The organism is Streptomyces sp. NPDC046203 (genome assembly GCF_040646255.1).
GTDB lineage: Bacteria > Actinomycetota > Actinomycetes > Streptomycetales > Streptomycetaceae > Streptomyces.
The window spans coordinates 101729-117951 of the sequence record NZ_JBEYZX010000012.1; the positions used below are offsets into that span (position 1 = coordinate 101729).

General features: G+C 71.7%; 12 protein-coding genes. 1 reads left to right on the forward strand and 11 read right to left on the reverse strand.

Annotated elements, in window-relative coordinates:
- Nucleotides 1-11: 11 nt before the first annotated feature.
- The 11 genes from ABZ990_RS12970 to ABZ990_RS13020 form a co-directional block, all read right to left on the reverse strand.
- The gene (locus ABZ990_RS12970) at nt 12-5411 is read right to left on the reverse strand and encodes a DNA repair ATPase (protein WP_361229740.1); all 5400 of its coding nucleotides are present in this window, start codon (nt 5409-5411) and stop codon (nt 12-14) included.
- Nucleotides 5412-5579: 168 nt separating this feature from the next.
- Nucleotides 5580-7751, reverse strand: coding sequence for a flotillin family protein (locus ABZ990_RS12975; RefSeq protein WP_361229743.1), 2172 nt, complete (start codon nt 7749-7751; stop codon nt 5580-5582).
- A gap of 531 nt (nt 7752-8282) precedes the next feature.
- Nucleotides 8283-9350: a helix-turn-helix domain-containing protein gene (locus tag ABZ990_RS12980; RefSeq protein WP_361229881.1), complete on the reverse strand. Its 1068-nt coding sequence runs from the start codon at nt 9348-9350 to the stop codon at nt 8283-8285.
- A gap of 250 nt (nt 9351-9600) precedes the next feature.
- A complete protein-coding gene (locus tag ABZ990_RS12985; protein WP_361229746.1) occupies nt 9601-10044 on the reverse strand; it encodes an NUDIX domain-containing protein in 444 nt (147 codons plus the stop codon).
- The gene (gene tmk, locus ABZ990_RS12990) at nt 10041-10703 is read right to left on the reverse strand and encodes a dTMP kinase (RefSeq protein WP_361229749.1); all 663 of its coding nucleotides are present in this window, start codon (nt 10701-10703) and stop codon (nt 10041-10043) included. The genes ABZ990_RS12985 and tmk overlap by 4 nt, the downstream gene beginning before the upstream one ends.
- Nucleotides 10700-12193, reverse strand: coding sequence for a radical SAM protein (locus tag ABZ990_RS12995; RefSeq protein WP_361229752.1), 1494 nt, complete (start codon nt 12191-12193; stop codon nt 10700-10702). Before ABZ990_RS12995 ends, tmk begins: the two co-directional genes overlap by 4 nt.
- Complete coding sequence (locus tag ABZ990_RS13000) at nt 12156-13205, reverse strand: hypothetical protein (RefSeq protein WP_361229755.1); 1050 nt, start codon at nt 13203-13205, stop codon at nt 12156-12158. The genes ABZ990_RS12995 and ABZ990_RS13000 overlap by 38 nt, the downstream gene beginning before the upstream one ends.
- A gap of 46 nt (nt 13206-13251) precedes the next feature.
- On the reverse strand, nt 13252-13464 hold the full coding sequence (locus ABZ990_RS13005; protein WP_361229757.1) for a DUF397 domain-containing protein: 213 nt from the start codon (nt 13462-13464) through the stop codon (nt 13252-13254).
- A 125-nt stretch (nt 13465-13589) separates the two neighbouring features.
- The gene (locus tag ABZ990_RS13010) at nt 13590-13799 is read right to left on the reverse strand and encodes a DUF397 domain-containing protein (RefSeq protein WP_361229759.1); all 210 of its coding nucleotides are present in this window, start codon (nt 13797-13799) and stop codon (nt 13590-13592) included.
- A gap of 479 nt (nt 13800-14278) precedes the next feature.
- Nucleotides 14279-14488: a DUF397 domain-containing protein gene (locus ABZ990_RS13015; RefSeq protein ID WP_361229761.1), complete on the reverse strand. Its 210-nt coding sequence runs from the start codon at nt 14486-14488 to the stop codon at nt 14279-14281.
- A gap of 5 nt (nt 14489-14493) precedes the next feature.
- Nucleotides 14494-15336 (reverse strand): helix-turn-helix transcriptional regulator, encoded by an 843-nt coding sequence (locus ABZ990_RS13020; protein ID WP_361229764.1) that lies wholly within the window; start codon nt 15334-15336, stop codon nt 14494-14496.
- A gap of 249 nt (nt 15337-15585) precedes the next feature.
- Between ABZ990_RS13020 and ABZ990_RS13025 the strand changes: the two genes are divergently transcribed.
- Nucleotides 15586-16059, forward strand: a complete 474-nt coding sequence (locus ABZ990_RS13025) for an ATP-binding protein (RefSeq protein ID WP_361229766.1) — start codon at nt 15586-15588, stop codon at nt 16057-16059.
- Nucleotides 16060-16223: the final 164 nt, after the last annotated feature.

Genomic DNA, 16223 nt, shown 5'->3' on the forward strand with positions numbered 1-16223 from the left:
CCACCGCCGGGTCAGGCCGCGCCGCCCGCCTCCCCCTCCCCGGGGTCCGCCCAAGGGTGCGCACCGGGCGGCGCACCGGGGTCCGTCCCAGGGTTCGCCCCGTGGTCCGTCCCGGAGTTCACCCCGCCCGTCCCCGCCGGGCCCCGCGCGTGCCGTGCGGGCGACGCGGGCCGCGCGAGGAGGTGGCGCGGGTCGGCCGCGCGGGTGATCGCGGTCTCGACGGCCGCGATGCGGTCGGCGAGCAGACCGAGGGCGGCGACCGCGCGGCCCAGCGGGTCGTCGGGCGAGCCGCCGAGCGCGCGGCCGCGGGCGTCCGCGGCGACGATGTCCCGCCAGCGGGCCTCCTGTTCGGGAGTACGGGTGCCACGCAGCGCGGCCAGCCGGAGCAGATTGGCCTCGGCGCCGCCGGTGAGCGTCTGGGCCTCCGCGGTGTAGTGGTCGTCGACGACGGCGGCGAGTTCGGCGTCGTTCATGGCCGGGGAGATCCGGGCCACGATCTTGTTCATGTTGCGGTACGAGCCCTGGAGCCGGAACGGCGGTTCGGTGCGCGCCTCGTCGGCCTGCGCGGCGGAGGCGATGTACGCCTCGTTGACGGCGAGCACCGTGGAGCGGGCCGTGAGCAGATGCCGCAGCACGGCCAGGAGGCGGTCCAACTCGACGGGTGCGTACGGGTGCTGGAGCCGGGTCCGGTCGGCGAGCGGGTCACCGGCGGCGAGCCGGGTGAGGAGGGCGGTGTCGGCGCGGTCGCGGCCCGCGAGCGGGGCGAGGTCGGGGTGGGAGGTGAGGGCGTTCTCGACGAAGCTGAACGCGAACGCGTCCTCCTTGCCGGTCAGGACGTCGCCGAGGTTCCACACGTCGGCACGGTTGGCGAGCATGTCGGGGACGCGGAAACGGCCGCCGGACTCGGTGTAGGGGTTGCCGGCCATGCAGACGGCGAAGCGCTTGCCGCGCAGGTCGTGCCCGGCGAGGGTGCGGGTGGCGTCGCACAGCGGGATGAACTTCTGCAGGAAGTCCGGCGAGCAGTGCTGGATGTCGTCCACGTACAGCATCACGTTGTTGCCCGCCGCCAGCGCGAAGGCGATCTTCTCCAGCTCGCGCCGGGCCGCCGAGTCGGGCGCCTCGGCCGGGTCCAGGGAGGTGGTGGCGCGGCCGAGGGCCGGGCCGTCGACCTTGACCAGGAGCAGGCCGAGGCGGTCGGCGACGTACTCGACCAGGGTCGTCTTGCCGTAGCCGGGCGGCGACAGCAGCATCAGCAGGCCGTGGGTGTCGGAGCGCTTGGCATCGCCCGCCGCGCCGAGCTGCTTGGCGAGGTTGTCGCCGATCAGCGGCAGGTAGACCTCGTCGACGAGCCTGCCCCGGACGAAGGACGACATGACACGCGGCTTGTGCTCGTCCAGTCGCAGCCGGGCGCGGGTGGCGGTGACGAGTTCGGCGCGGCGGCGCTGGTAGGCACGGAAGGCCGGGACGTCGTTCGCGGTGAACTCGGCGGTGCGGTGCAGGAATTCGGCGAGGTCGAGGTCGAGCGTCCGCCCGTTCAGGCGCGGGTGGGCGCCGAGCAGGCCGGTGACGGTCGTCGTGGTCGTGCTCTCGACGTCGTACTGGCCGAGTTCCGGGCAGAGTTCGACGGCGGCGGCTTCGGCGAGGACGCCGTTCGCGGTGTCCCCGGCCGGCTCGCCGGACGCGGTCGCGTAGGCGTGCAGCCAGCCCTCGACGAGCCGGCGGCGGGCGGCGGGGTCCGCCAGGGCGCGGACGTCCTCGTCGTACGCGGTGCTGCCGACCGCCCGGCGGAACTTCTCCAGGAGGGTACGGGCCTCGGCCGAGACCGCGAACCCTTCGCGCGGCACGGCCAGTTCTTCCACCAGGTACGCGGCGGCGGCAGGGTCGCCGATCTCCTCGGCGAGTTCGGCGCGCAGCACGTCGAGCGCCGGGGCCGTACCGAACAGATCGCGGGCCCGGGTCAGCGAGACGGCGCTGCGCTGCCAGCGGGCGCGGGACTCCTCGCCGGCCGTGTGCGCCCAGAAGAACCGGGCGGCGGCGCGGGCCGCCGCCGGGTGGCGCAGCACTCCGGCCCCCTCGCCGAGCCGCAGCACGGCGCGCAGGACGGCCGTCGCGTCGTGGTCGTGGACCCCACGCTCGTACCCCTCGTCGTACGCGGCCTCGGCGGCCTGCCGGACGAGCGCCGCGAGACCGCCGCCCGACGCGCTGTCCGCCGTACCGCCCGAGGTACCGGCTTCCTTGGTGCCCGGCTCGCCGGCCTGCGTACCACCCTCGGCATCCGCCAGGGCCAGGGCGGCCAGGGCGTCGGCGCCGTGCTCGGCGAGCAGCCGGGCCGCCAGGTACTCGGCGCGGTAGACGTCCGGCGACTCCGACGGCAGGGACCGGCTCCAGTACGGGCGGGCCGCCGTCAGCTCCGGGTCGTCGACGGGCGCGCGGTAGTCGGTGCCGGTCAGCGCGAAGGCGAGGGCGTCGCCCTGCGGGACCAGGGTGAGTTCGGGCGTCTGGCGCTGGACGGCGAAACGGTGCCGGCCGAGCCGGATGGTGTCGCCGCCGCCGTCGTACAGATCGGCCCGGTCGCGCAGCGCCCGCCCGGCCTCCTGCCGCGCGGCGGCCAGCCGGCCGGCAAGCTCCTCGGCCCGTACCTGGTCGCCGAGTTCACGCAATTCGTCGGCGGTCCGGCGGACCTTGGCGACCATCGGGTCGGAGGCGAAGTACGTATGGACGTCCTCGTCGCTGCCGAGCTGCGCGGCCCGCCGGGTCACCGACTCGAGGACGCGGACGGCCGATTCGGCGAGACGTTCGGCACGGCGGGCGCGGGCGTCGGTGAGGGTCTGCCGGCGGGCGGCGAACGCGTCGTGGATCTCGACGCGCTTGTCGCCGAGTTCACCGAGGAAGCCGTCGTGCTCGGCGAAGCGGGACTCCAGGTTCTCCAGTTGGAGCAGCAGTCCGCCGAGCCGGGTGTCGCAGTCCTCGGGGGTGGCGGCGTCGGCGAGCGCGCCGGTGACGGACTCCGCGAGCAGTGCGAACTCGGCGGTGAACTCGGCCCGCCCTTCCTGGTCCAGGAGTTCGGCGCGGCGCGAAGCGAGCGTGGCCCGGGCCCGGTTGACCCCGCCGAGGACGTCCGCGATCCGCTCCAGGATCCCGGTGCGGACGGTGGCGTCGGCGATGTCGAGGCCCGCGACGACCTCGCTGAGGGTGCGCAGCCCGGCGGTGTGCTCGTCGACGCGCTCGCCGAGCGCGCGGGTCTCGGCGACGGTCCCCGCCCCGGCCGCGGCGTCGGTGAGCCGGTCCGCCTCGGCGGCCTGCTCGGTGAAGGCGTCGTCGCGGCGGAGGAAGGAGACGGCGCGCTGGGCGGCCGAGGCCAGGTCGTCGTCGGTGCGGCGGGCCAGGGCGTCGACGGCGTCGGTGTCGGCGTAGCGCAGTTCGCGGACGGTGAGCAGCCGGCCCTGGGCGCGGCGCAGGGCGGTGAGCCGGGAGATCCACTCCCCGGCGGTGGCCGGGGACTCGCCCCGGACCTGCCGGACGAGCCGGGTGAGGTCGCGCTCGGCCTCGGCGAGCGCGTCGGCGGCCCGGCCCGCGAGGGCGGTCACCGTCTCGAACTCGGCGAGCACCTGGGCGGCGGTGACGCGCACCGCGTCGAGCGGGGCGGCGAGATCGCCGGTGCCGGGGTCGCCGAGCCAGTGGTGGAGGTCGGCGGCGCGGGCGCAGGCGGCGGCCAGCGCCTCGTACGCCTGGCCGGATGCCGGACCCGCGGCACCCGTGGCACCTGCTGGACCTGCCGGACTCGCGGCCTCGGACGGGTCGGTGGTGGGGGCGGGGGCCGCCGGGCTGGTCTCCGTGGCCAGGCGGGCGATGGCGAGACAGTCGGAGATGCCCCGGACCAGGTCGGCGTTGCCGATCCGGACGAGCGGCCCGTCGGCCTCGGCGTCGGCCTCGGCGCCGGCCGGGTGGGCCGCGTACGTGTCGGCCGTGAACGGGGTCCGCCACACCTGCGCGGTGTGCACCCGGCCCGCCTCGGTGCCGCCCGCGCGCAGCACCACCATGGTGCCGTCGTCGAGCAGCGCGTGCCCGCGCCCGGTGACCGGGCGGGGTGACGTCTCGCGGACCCTGTTGTACGGGAGCAGCAGGCTGCGCCCGTCGTCCGGCGAGCGGAACGCGTACAGGACGTCCTCGCCGTGCGGGGAGGCGACCGAGCCGTCGTACACGAGCCCGGTGGTGTCCGTGTCGAAGGTCCGCACGGTGCCGTCGGCCAGGCAGTAGCCGCCCGGGAACACCACGCCCCGGTCGTCGGGCAGCCGCAGACACGCCTGGCCGAGCCCGTCGAGCCGGACCGTCTCGCCGGTGAGGGTGTGGAAGACCAGGTGGCGGACGGTCTCCTCCTTGTACGGGCGGACCCGCACCAGGAGCAGCGGGCCCACGGCGGCGTACGCGACCTCGGCGTCGGCGAGCGACTGGAGCGGCTCGTCGACCGGCTCGGTGTACACGCCCTCGCGGGTCTCGGTGTCGTCCACCGTCTTGAGGGTCAGCGTGCCGCCGACGGTGGAGACGAACAGCCGTCCGCCGAGGGAGACATGGGGGTGCCGGCCGGGCACCTGGTCGTCGCGGCCGGTGCGCCGCCACTCGACGTCCTGGGCGGGCGGGGTGAGGGCGGCGAGATCGCGCTCGCCCTGGGCGTCGAGGAAGCGGTACGTACCGGACGGGCCGGCCTCCCAGCGCAGCACCCGCAGATCCTCGGCGCCCTCACCGGAGCCTGAACCGGAGCCTGAACCGGATGCGGAGGTGGAGGCGGAGGCGGACCCGGCCGTCGGTGCCGAACCGCCCTTCGCGGTACGGAAGACGGCGAGCAGCCGCCCCTCGGCACGGCGCAGCCGGACCAGCCGGGCGCCCTGGAAGTAGCGGTGCAGCGCGGTGAACTCGCGGACGAAGGCCGGGTCGTCGAGCAGCCCGGGCACGGCGTCCTCGGGCAGGTCCTCGAACTCCCGGTCGTACAGGGCGAAGACGTCGGAGACGCGCGGCTCGCCGCCGCTGCGGGCGGCGGCCGGGCGGGTGCGGCCGGCCAGCAGCAGACCGGCGGCGGGGTCGACGGTCACCAGGTCCGTCAGGACGCACGGGTCGGCGGTCCGCAACTGTCCGGTGCCGGTGAGTTCGAGGTCACCGGAGCCGAAGGTCCGGGTCCGGGCCTCGTTCAACGCCTCGGCGCGGGAGGCGAGTTCGGCGGCCTGGGCGACGAGCCGGTCGCGGAGCACCGCGTACGCGTCCTCGTCGACGCCGGGCGCCTGGGCGCGCGCGCCGTTCCGGTCCTGCTGCCCGGCGCCCCGGTGGCGGGCGTCCTGCTGACGGCTGCCCTGCTGACGGGCATCCTGCTGACGGGTGTCCCGCGCCTGGGTGGCGGTGACGGTGGTGGTGGTGTCCATCTGGCCGTACCTCTCTCGTAACCCTCCGCGAGGGGCCGGCGCCGGGACCCCCGTACCCGGCACCGGCCCCTCGCGGCCCCCCTCCCCCGATTCCCCCCGCTTCCCCCGATTTCCCCCCGGGGGGTGTCCGCTCCCCTTGATCCCCCCTCGGGCCAAGGGGAGCGGCGATCAATTGGCCGCGGTGGCCGTTCCGTTCACCTCGACCGCCGGGGCGGCGGAGGCGGCCGGGGTGACGCCGGCCGGGGCGGCCGGGACGAGCGCTCCCGCGTCGAGGACGCCGGACCGCATGACCTTCGACAGCAGCGCCGAGACGCTGAGGTTCTGGACATCGGCGGTGGACAGCGAGCCGAGCACCTTCGTCAGGTCCTCGGTGAACGGCCGGTCCCCGTTCAGCCACGGCCCCGCGAGGCTCTGGGCCGTCTGCGAGCTGCCGACGAACCCGTCGACCGCCTTGCCCATCGAGACGGACTGCACCAGCCGGTCGAGGAAGACCGACTCGCCGCCCACGATGTTGATGTCGGCGTGCTCCAGACCGGTGGCGAGGACCGTGGCCTGCGCCTCGGCGACCTGCCGCTGGACGTCGAGCCCGGCGAGCCGGATGTCCTTCTCGGCCTCCAGGCGGAGCCGGTACTCCTCGTGGGTGCGCGATGCCTCGTCGAGGGCGGCCATGGCGGCGGCCTTCTCGGTGAGACCGGCGGCCTCCGACTTCAGCTTCTCGCCGATCGCCTCGGCCTCGGCGAGCGACTTGGCCCGCAGTCCCTCGGCCTCGGCACGCAGCCGGGCCTCGGTCGCCCCGGCCTCGGCGCGGCCGGTCTTCTCCAGGGCGGCGGCCTTCTCCGTGAGGCCCTCGGCCTCGGCGAGCGCCATGACCCGCAGCCCCTCGGCCTCCGCGCGCAGCCGGGCCTCGGTGGCCTCGGCCTCCGCGCGGCCGGTCTTCTCGATCGCGGCGGCCTCCTGCTCGCGGACCCGGGCGGCGGCGAGACCCTCGGCTGCGGCCTCGGCCTGGATGCCCTCGGCGAGACGGATCTTGGCGCGGGCCTCCAGTTCGGCGGCCTGGTTGCGGGCCTCGGCGAGCGTCAGCTCCTCGGCCGCGCGGTGGACGGCGGCCTGCTCGGCGGCCTCGGCCGCCTTGATGTCCTTGACCAGCTTCTCCTGCGCCTCGGCCTCGGCGGCGATGACGAGGGCGGCCCGGTCGCGCTCGGCCTCCTCGACCGCGCGCAGCCGCTTGATCGACTCCTCCTGCTCGGCGACCGTACGGTCCACCGCGACCCGCTCGCGGATGACCTCGGCGATCTCCCGGCGCTCGGCCTCCAGCTCCTTCTCGGCGGCGATCCGGGTCAGTTCGGTCTCCCGGTCGCGGGCGATGACCTCGAGGACGCGGTCCTTCTCGATCCGCTCGTTCTCGACGGCGATGACGCGCTCGCGGTTCTTCTGCGCGACGGCGACCTCGCGGGCCTGGTTCTCGCGCTGGACGCCCAACTGCTCCTCGGTGCGCAGGAAGGCGCTCTGCGCGCGCAGCCGCTCCTCCTCCATCACCCGCGCCGTCTCGGCCTCCTCGCGGGCCCGGACGGTGTCGATCTCGCGCTTCTGCTTGATCTCGGCGTCGGCCTGGCGGCGCTCCAGCTCCAGGATGGCCTCCCGGGCGTCGACGTTCTGCCGGGTGATCTCCTTCTCCTCGGTGCGCCGGAACTCGTTCGTCCGCACGTGCTCGACCGAGGTCAGCTCGGTGATCTTCCGGATGCCCTGCGCGTCGAGGACGTTGTCGGGGTCGAGCTGGGTCAGCGGCGTCTGCTCCAGGTAGTCGATCGCCGCGTCCTCCAGGCTGTAGCCGTTGAGGTCGACGCCGATGATCTCGATGATCCGGAAGCGCAGTTCCTCGCGCATCGTGTAGAGGTCGGTGAAGTCCATCTGCTTGCCGACGGTCTTCAGCGCCTCGGAGAACTTGGCGTTGAACAGTTCCTGGAGCGTGTGCTGGTCGCTGGCCCGCGCCGTGCCGATCGCCTGGGCGACCTTGACGACGTCCTGGGCGGTCTTGTTGACCCGGACGAAGAACGAGATCCGGATGTCGGCCCGGATGTTGTCCTTGCAGATCAGGCCGTCGCGGCCGGTGCGGGAGATCTCGATGGTCTTCACCGAGATGTCCATGACCTCGGCCTTGTGCAGGACCGGCAGCACGACCTGCCCGGTGAAGGTGACGTCGACCTTGCGCATCTTGGACACGATCAGCGCCTTGCCCTGTTCCACCTTGCGGAACAGCCGGCTGATCGTGAACAGGACGGCGAGGGCGAGGATCAGGACCACGGCGACGACGACACCGATGCCTGAGGTGATGGCATCCATAGGAAACCCCCTAGCGAGCTGACGAGCTGACGAGCGAAGAGGACGGGCGTCCCTGCGCCGTCCCCGTGCCCCGCGCGGAAGAGCGCGGGGCACGGGGAAGACGACGGGAACCGAGCCGGGGCGGGAACGGAAGCGTGCGTGCCGGCGTCACAGCTGACGACACGGCGAGGGCGCGAGGACGGACGGACGCGACGCGAAGGCGGCGACCGGCTCGTCGTCGGCGTGTTTCCCTCTTCCCCCCACACGCTTCCGGAGCCCGGCAGCGAAGGCAGTTCCGTACCCCCGCTTCCACCATTCTGACGTGCCGACACCCTCTGCCGCATTGCCGGACTCCGGCAGTTATCGCCGACTCTTTATGCCGACCTCACACCCCTGGGGTGGCTTGCAGGCAACACGGGAGGGGTGGGGATGGGGCCGGCTCCGGAGGTCCGGGGGCAGGTCCGGAGGTCCGGGGGCGGGGCCGAGGCGCGGGGCCGGGGGCGGGGCCGGGGGGCGGGGCCGGGGGGATCCCGCGCTCCCTGGAGCCCGCGCTTACATCTCCTTGGCGGGCCAGCCCAGGAAGCGCGCGCCGATCACGGCGGTCTGGAGCGTGTAGCGGCTCGTCGGGTCGGCGAGATCGGCGCCGGTGAGCCGGTGGATGCGGTCGAGCCGGTACGTGACCGCCCGGACGGACAGATTGAGCCGCTGGGCGGTCTGGGTGGTGACGCAGCCGCTGTCGAAGAAGGCCGTGAGCGTGTCGAGCAGCGGCCCGGCCCCGCCGCGCGCCGTCCGCAGCGGGCCGAGAACGCTGAGCACCAGGTCCTCCATGGCCTGCCGGTCCCGGGTGAGGACCGGATAGACGAGCAGGTCGGCCGCGTACAGGACGGGCCCGTCGAGTTCGAGCCGGTCGGCGAGTTCGAGGGCGCGCAGGGCTTCCTCGTACGAGTGGACGACGCCGCCGGCCCCGGACCGGGAACGGCCGATCGCCGCCTGGCCGCCGCCGGTGGCGGCGAACGCCTGCTTGGCGAAGTACGCGAGGACTTCGCGCTGGTCGCCCGGCGCGACGCACACCATCCGGCCGTCCTTGGTGGTCAGCAGGATGTTGCGGTCGCCGAACCGTCCGAACATCGCCCGTTCCACCTGCTGCGGTACGGGGTCGGCCTCGCCGTACGGCTGGGGGCCGCGCGCCACGGCGACGGCGTGGGCGTGCGAGAGCCACAGGCCGAAGCGTTCGGCCCGGGCGGCTATCCGCCCCAGGTCGCTGCGTCCGTGCAGCAGGTCGTCGATGAACTCCCGGCGTTCCGCCTCCTCTTGGCGCACGGCGAGCCGCTGGGCGCGCTCGAAGCCACCGGACAGGGCATCGATGGACTGCTCGACGACCGCGAGCAGATCGAGCGTGGTCCGCCGCGACAGCGACTGCTCGGGCCACGCGGTGCGCACCTCGGCCAGATGCCGGCCGATCAGCGCCCGCAGCGCCTCGCCGTCCCCGGCGGCCCGCTCCCCGGAGTCGCGCAGCCGCTGCAACTCGTCCCGGTTCAACCGGCGCCCGCTCCCCGCGACGTCCGCCAGCAGCGGCCCGTAGTCGTGCTCGTACGTGTCCGCCGTCGCCTCGTCCGCCATGTCCCCGCCCATCTCCCCGCCCATGCCCCGGCCCGCCTTCTCCCCGCCGTTGTCCACGCGGTTCGCTGTACGGGACCGCTCAGCAGTCGTAATGGATGCACGTGGTCGGGGGCAAACCGGGAGGGGGTGGGGTGGGGGCGGGGCAGGCGGCACCAGCTCGGGAACGGTGCCCCAAGCCTGCACTCGCGCCCGCCCGCCGGGCCCTCGGAGAGCGGGGCACGGCGGACGATGACAGCCCCTGTCCCTCCGCCTACGACCAGCCGTGTTCGGTGAGCGGCTCGCTGCCCTTGAGGTAGCCGAGCAGTCCGGCGGCCGGGTACTCGATGATGTCGTCAGGCAGGTCGTGCACGGCCCACCAACGCAGGTCGAGGCATTTGTCGGGCTCGCGGTTGACCGGTTCGCCCTCCCACTTGGTGGCCTCGAAGAACAGGCCGATTCGCTCGGTCTCGGGGCTCTGCTTGTGGTGGACAACGTGCACGAGCCGCAGATGTCCGGGGTCGACCTCGACGCCGGTCTCTTCGCGCAACTCGCGCGCGGCGCCGGCGGTGAGCGGCTCGCCGGCGTCGAGCTTGCCGGAGGGTGCGTGCCAGCGGCCGTAGCCGTACGGGCCGCCGCGCTGCGACAGCAGCACCTTGTCGCCGTCGCGGAGGATCACGTGCGTGTCGATCACGGGTGTCGCGGGTGTTGCGTTCATGGGTTCACCGTGGGGTCGTCGTGCGTGTGCGGGTGGAGCGGTTCGACGTTACCGCCGCGCCACGGCAGGGTGTTGGCGATTCGCTTCGCTACGTCCGTGGGGGTGGCATCGGTGGAGTCGAGCACCAGCACCTCCACGCCGAGGGTCGTCATGGTCTGCGCGGCCCGGTGGTAGAGCTCGACCTCGCGGGCGGGGCCGTCGGGGTCGTCATGGAAGCGGTGGCGCCTCCCGCGCTCGGCGAGACGGGCCGATATGTCCTCGGGCTCGGCGGTGAGGATCACCGCCAGGTCGGGCAGCAGGATGTGCCGGTTCAGCGCGAGCACGAACTGCTCGGGGACTCCGTCGAGCGGCTGGAGAACGAGACTCGACGCGAGGTAGCGGTCGCAGACGACGGTCTCACCGGCCTTGAGCCGGGGGGCGAGTTCGGTCTCAATGTGCTCGTACCGGTTGGCGGCGACGAGGCAGGCGAGAGCGCGTCCGTGGATGTGGTCGGCCTCGGCCCGGGTGAACCGGCCGAGCTCGCTCGTCGAGGGCTCCGTCGTCGTGTGGACGCCGCGGCCACGATCGCCGAGCAGGCGGCCGAGCTCGGCGACGGTGGTCGACTTCCCGACGCCGCTCGGGCCGTCGAGGCTGATGAACAAGCCGGGGTACGCGCTCATACGGCGACCCCCGGACGGTTGCGGTCGTGCTGCTCGCGGGTGAGCTCGGCGAGCGTCGCCCGCAGGGTGGGAAGGGGAACCGTCCCGAACTGGAGGCCGACGGAGAAATTGAACTCGTCGCGCTGCCGCATGGACTCGTCGGCACCGTCGGCGGTGAGGTCGACGTCGGAGTACGCGAGCAGGGCGTCGGGCTCGTACCCGGCGGCGGTGAGTCGCTGCCAGATCGGCGTACCGGGGTAAGGCCGGAACTCGAACACGCTCGCCCGGAAGCGGCCGGCGCCGTACCGGTCGGCGATGTCCCACAGGTTGTGGATGTGGCGCACAGTGGCGTCGAGGTCGGTCTGCTCTTCCCCGGGGTAGCCGAGGATGAAGTACCCCTTCACGCCGATGCCACGGGCGAGCAGCCGGGCGGCGACCTTCTCGGTCATCTCCGCAGTGATCCGTTTGTCCATCCCGGCGAGCACCCGGTCACTGCCCGACTCGATGCCGAGGGCGACCTCGCGCAGCCCGTTCGTCTTGAGCGTGTCGAGCATGGCGTCGTCGAGGCGGTCGAGGACATTGATCCGACCGGTGGCGTCCCACACGTACCGGTCGCCGATCCGGTGTCGGGTGAACGCTTCCATCTGCGGGACGATCACCCGGTTGGCGCCGAGGAACAGGTCGTCGACGAACCGGTACGCGGTTGTCCCGTAGGTCTCGTGCAGGTGGTCGAGTTCGGCGACGATGCCCTCGGGGAGCCGGGGGCGGATCTTGACGTCGGGGTTAGCCGAGACGGCGGCGCCGCAGAAGCCGCAGTCGTACGGGCACCCGCGCGAGCCGACGATGTTGGCCTCGATCCGGCCGTCGTCGGCGACGTACGGGTCTTGCGGCAGGAAGTCGCGGTTCACGAGCGGCAGGGCGTCGATGTCCGGGCTCAGCCAGTGGGCGGTGTCGCCGCGCGCGATGCCGGCGGCGTGAGTGCCGAGCAGCCGGTCGCGCCACAAGACCCCGGGCAGCTCGGTACGGCGGTGCTCGTCGGCGAGCAGTGCGGCGACGCGGGTCTCGCCCTCGCCGACGACCAGGGCGCGCAGGTTGCCCATGCGCGGATCGTCGAGGACGCGGGCGGGCATCGCGCGGGCGTGGTGCCCGCCGACCATGAGCGCGATCCCGGGGTCTAGTTGGGCGGCGATCCGGGCCGACATCTCGTAGGTGGGGGCGAGCAGGTTCATCCCCACCCACCGGGGCCGGACGGAGTTGATCAGACGGGCGGTCTCGGTGACGCCGAGGCCGTGAGCCTCGGCGTCCAGCAAGCCGACGTTGGAGCCGGCCTGCTGCGCGTACGTGGCGATGTACGCCATCCCGAGAACGGGCAGGGTGTAGTCGTTCGTCCTGGGGCGCGAGGTGTAGTCGCGGAGCGGGGCGTTCACGAACAGGGCGTCGAGTACCCGGGTCGGGTCGGCGCCGGCGATCAGGTCAGGGGCGGTGCTGTCCTCCGTGGCCGTTAACGGCATTGCTCCCCCACGTGAGAGTGAAAAGGGTCAGGGCATGAAGCTGGGAACGGGACGGCGCCCATCGGCGCCAGAGTTCCTCGAACTCACCATCAGTGCACGGAAGATCGAGATCAGGGGCCGCTTTGCGCGCCCAGGTACGTACGGCGAGATCACCGTGCGGGTAGACGGAGAAGTCGCCCGTGTAGTCGGCTGTCGCCGCTGCGGCCGTCCACGGACCAATGCGGGGCACCTCAACGAGCTCCTTGACCAGGGTCTCCGGGGCGAGGGAGGCCCACTGCTCACCCCGGTCGAGGTACGCCTTGGCGGCCGCGCGCAGCGCGGTGCGGTTGAACTTCGCTCCGACGATGGCGAACTCGTCGTCCGATAGGGCAAGTACGCCCTCGGGAGTCGGCGCGAGGGCCAGCTCACCGGCCGAGGTGTCGAACCGGCGCCCGTACGCGGAGTAGAAGGTCTCATGTTTCCGCACGGCCTGCTTCGCGCTCACGACTTGCCGGAGGATCGCGGTCACCATCGAGTCCCACAGCGAAGGATTCCTAAGGCGCACCACGGTGCCCAGACGTACCAGCTCGTCAAGTAGCGGCTCGGCGCGCTTGGGGGTGTCGGGAAGTTCGATCGACGACGTGTAGGCGAGAGTCGGCGGCTCGGCAAGGGAGTTCCCCACGACGGGCCGCAGGTCGAGGTGCCGGCTTCGCTGATTCCATGCGGCCAGCCACATGGCTCCGTCGTGCTCGACAAGCCTGGCTCGCGCCCCCTCGGCGGTCGTGCGCCACGCGGGATGTTCGCTGATCAGAGTTGTGCCCACTTGCTCAATTCCGTTCGCATTCACTCTGGTTGGGGTCGGGCGGCCTCGCCCCGGGGCTACAAGCAGTTCGAGGTAGCGCACGGGTCGCGCGGACCACTCGGCGACCTCGTCGCCCTCAAGGGCGAACGTGAACCCGACCCGCTCGGCGGCTTCGAGCAGCGCAAGCGGCTCAGAAAGTGCCCGTCCTCTACGGATCAGATCGATCGGCATATGCGGATGCCCCTCGGCCCTGATGGACGAGAGGCATCGCTACTGCCTACTGGCAAGCCTTGACGAGGTGATCGAACTCGCCGGCCTTCACTCCGAGGATGAAGGCGGCCAGCTTCTCCCTGCTCGTGGTGACGACGATGCTCGGATCGTCACTCTCGCGCATCACGATCTGACCGTCATGCGCTCCGACCTCGACGCAGTTCGGTCCGTTCCCACCTGAGAACGAGGACCTCTGCCACTCGATCTGCTCTGCGCTCATGTTCTCTCCTCACAGTCCTCACGCGATGTGGTGGATGAGTCCCCGCGCCCCAGCCAAGCGCTCCTGCCCGGTTGGGTAGGGAACTTGAGCCCCATCCTCGACCGGACGAAGGGGCGCCGCCGGGATCAGCTCCCGATCAGATGATCGAACTCGCCGGCCTTGACGCCCTTGACGAAAGCAGCGAAGTTCGCGCGGGTCGTGGCCATGACCGTCTCGGGCGACTCGCTCTCGACGAGCTCAATGCTGCCGCTCGCGGCCAGGCGGACGTGTACGCAGTTCTGGTTGTTATCCGCTCCAGAGAATGAGGACTTCTGCCATGCGGTAGGGGCGATCATCTCTCTCACTTCCTGCGCGATCCGATGGATGAACTTGCCAGTGACAAACTGCCGCCCGGCGCCGACAGCCGAGCGGCCTCGCCTGGGGCTACAAGCAGTTCGAGGTAGCACACAGGTCGCGCGAACCACAGCTGATCGACCGGCACCTGCGCCGACACGCGATCCGACCCGAACTTCGCCCTCCCGATGCCGAGTTCGACTGGCACGCACAGCTCCTCGCCTTCCACGTCCGAGGTCGGGCGTTCACTCGTCGGCGCAATGGAGCCAAGGGCGCCGACTGCGAGTAGCCCGCGAGCCTCCCACAGGCGCTCAAAGGGAGGAGGCAGCACACAGCGCCTGCGTCGCAACAGTGGGACTGTATCCATCCTGGGGCGCGCGCCTCAACAGCGTGACGCCGTCTAGGAAAATTGACATATGCCAAGCGCCCCCGCCCAGTTCGACGGGGGCACTTGGGACTCAACCTTGATCGACCGAAGAAATCAGCTCTCGACCAGGTGATCGAACTCGCCCGCCTTGACGCCCTTGACGAAGGCGGCGAAGTTCGCGCGGGTCGTGGACATGACCGTCTCGGGCGTCTCGCTCTCGACAAGCTCGATCTCGCCGCTTGCGGCCAGGCGGACGTGTACGCAGTTCTGGTTGTCTTCCGGCCCCGAGAACGAGGACTTCTGCCATGCGGTAGGAGCGGTCATCTCTCTCACATTTCCTGCGCGATCCGATGGATGAACTTGCGTGATTCGTCGGCGTCGAGCGAGATCTCCTCGACCGAATCCCAGAGGGCGCGGTATTTGACCAGGTACGGCTCGGCGTCCAGGAACTCGCCGTCGAAGGCGCTGTCGATCTGCACCGTGTCCAGCTGCGGGATGGCCGCACCGGCGTAGAGCATGGAATGAACAGAGCCCGTGATCTGCCTGCTGAACGGCACCACCTGGATGGAGACACCGGGCCACGAAGAGGCGTCGATCAGGAAGTCGAGCTGCTCGCGCATGGTTTCCGGTCGGCAGTAGCGCATCCGAAGCGCGGCCTCATGGATGAGCGCCTGGAACTCCGGCGGCTGCGGACGGTCGAAGATCTCGCGCCGCCGCATCCTGTGCTCGACTCGTATCTCGACCTCGGGAAGGCGGGAAACCCTGCCAAGAATCAGCTCTTTCGCATACGCCGGGGTCTGGAGCAGACCAGGCACGTACAGCATGTCTATCGCACGCATGTACAGGGCGTGATGCTCAAGCTCGGCGAGATCCAGGAAGCCCGGCGACAGGCGACCCCGATACTCCTCCCACCAACCCTTACCTCGCTCCTCGGCCATCGCCGCGAGTGCGTTGACCAAGCGCTTGTCGGTGGCCGAACAGTGGGCGGCGAGATGGCGCACGCGCTCCGCGCTGACGCCGTACCGGCCGGACTCTATGTGACTCGCCGTAGCGCGCTCGCCGCCGAGAAAGCGGGCGATGTCGGCGCCGGAAAGGCCGGCGCGCTCCCTCATCTTGCGAAGCTCTGCGCCCAACCGCTTTTGCCGGGCGGTCGGATACGACCTTGGTGGCACGAGCCCCTCCCTCCTGTGTGCCTAGAGTGTGCCGCTCTTGCGGCCCGCCGGTCCACTCGAAAGGTTGGTACGACAGTCACAACGTTGCGCCGTCCCTACGTTGTGCCCTAGCTTCTGGGCAGCGGCACGCCGCCGCGTCGGTCCGAAGTGCAGCCATCCACAAGCCGTTTGAGGATTTCCCGAAAGATGGCCGGAGCCACGGACTCGCGCCCCTGACCTGCGCCAACTGTTGCGTTGGGAGACGATCTGATGACGACCGCAACACTGCTGCTCTCCGCACCCTCCCCTGACCAAGGCATGAGGTACCGGTTCACCGGGCCGAACCTGCCCAACTCCGCCAGCCTCGCCCGGCACTGGGTGGTCGATCTGCTGCGCAGCCACGGGCACCTTCCCCTCGCGGACCGCGCCGAACTCTGCACCTCCGAGCTGGTGACGAACGCCCACAAGTACACGGCCTCTCCGCTGATCACGGTCGAGGTGGCCTTCCTGGCCGAGAGTGTGTTCGTCTGCGTTCAGGACGACGCTCCGGACCGCGAACCGCAGCCACGGCCGGCCTGGGCGGACCCCAAGGCGGTCGGCGGAAGGGGGCTCGGGCTGGTGGACGCGCTCGCGGACATCTGGAAGATCGAGTACCACGAGGCTTCGAAGAGGGTGTGGTTCGTGCTCCACACCCACGGAACCGAGCAGAAGCCGCCCCTCCCCTCGCCCGGGGAAGCTCCGTGACCTACCTCGATCGCACCCTGTCGGGGCTCGCGATCATCCTCGTACTCCTCGCGGTGGTCACGCTCGTGGCGAGCTACGCACCGATCTCCGTCCCCTCCGACCCGAGACGCCGCCGCCCGGGACCGGCCAGGAGAGGCGGCGTCGAGCCGGGCGAGCGCGCGGGC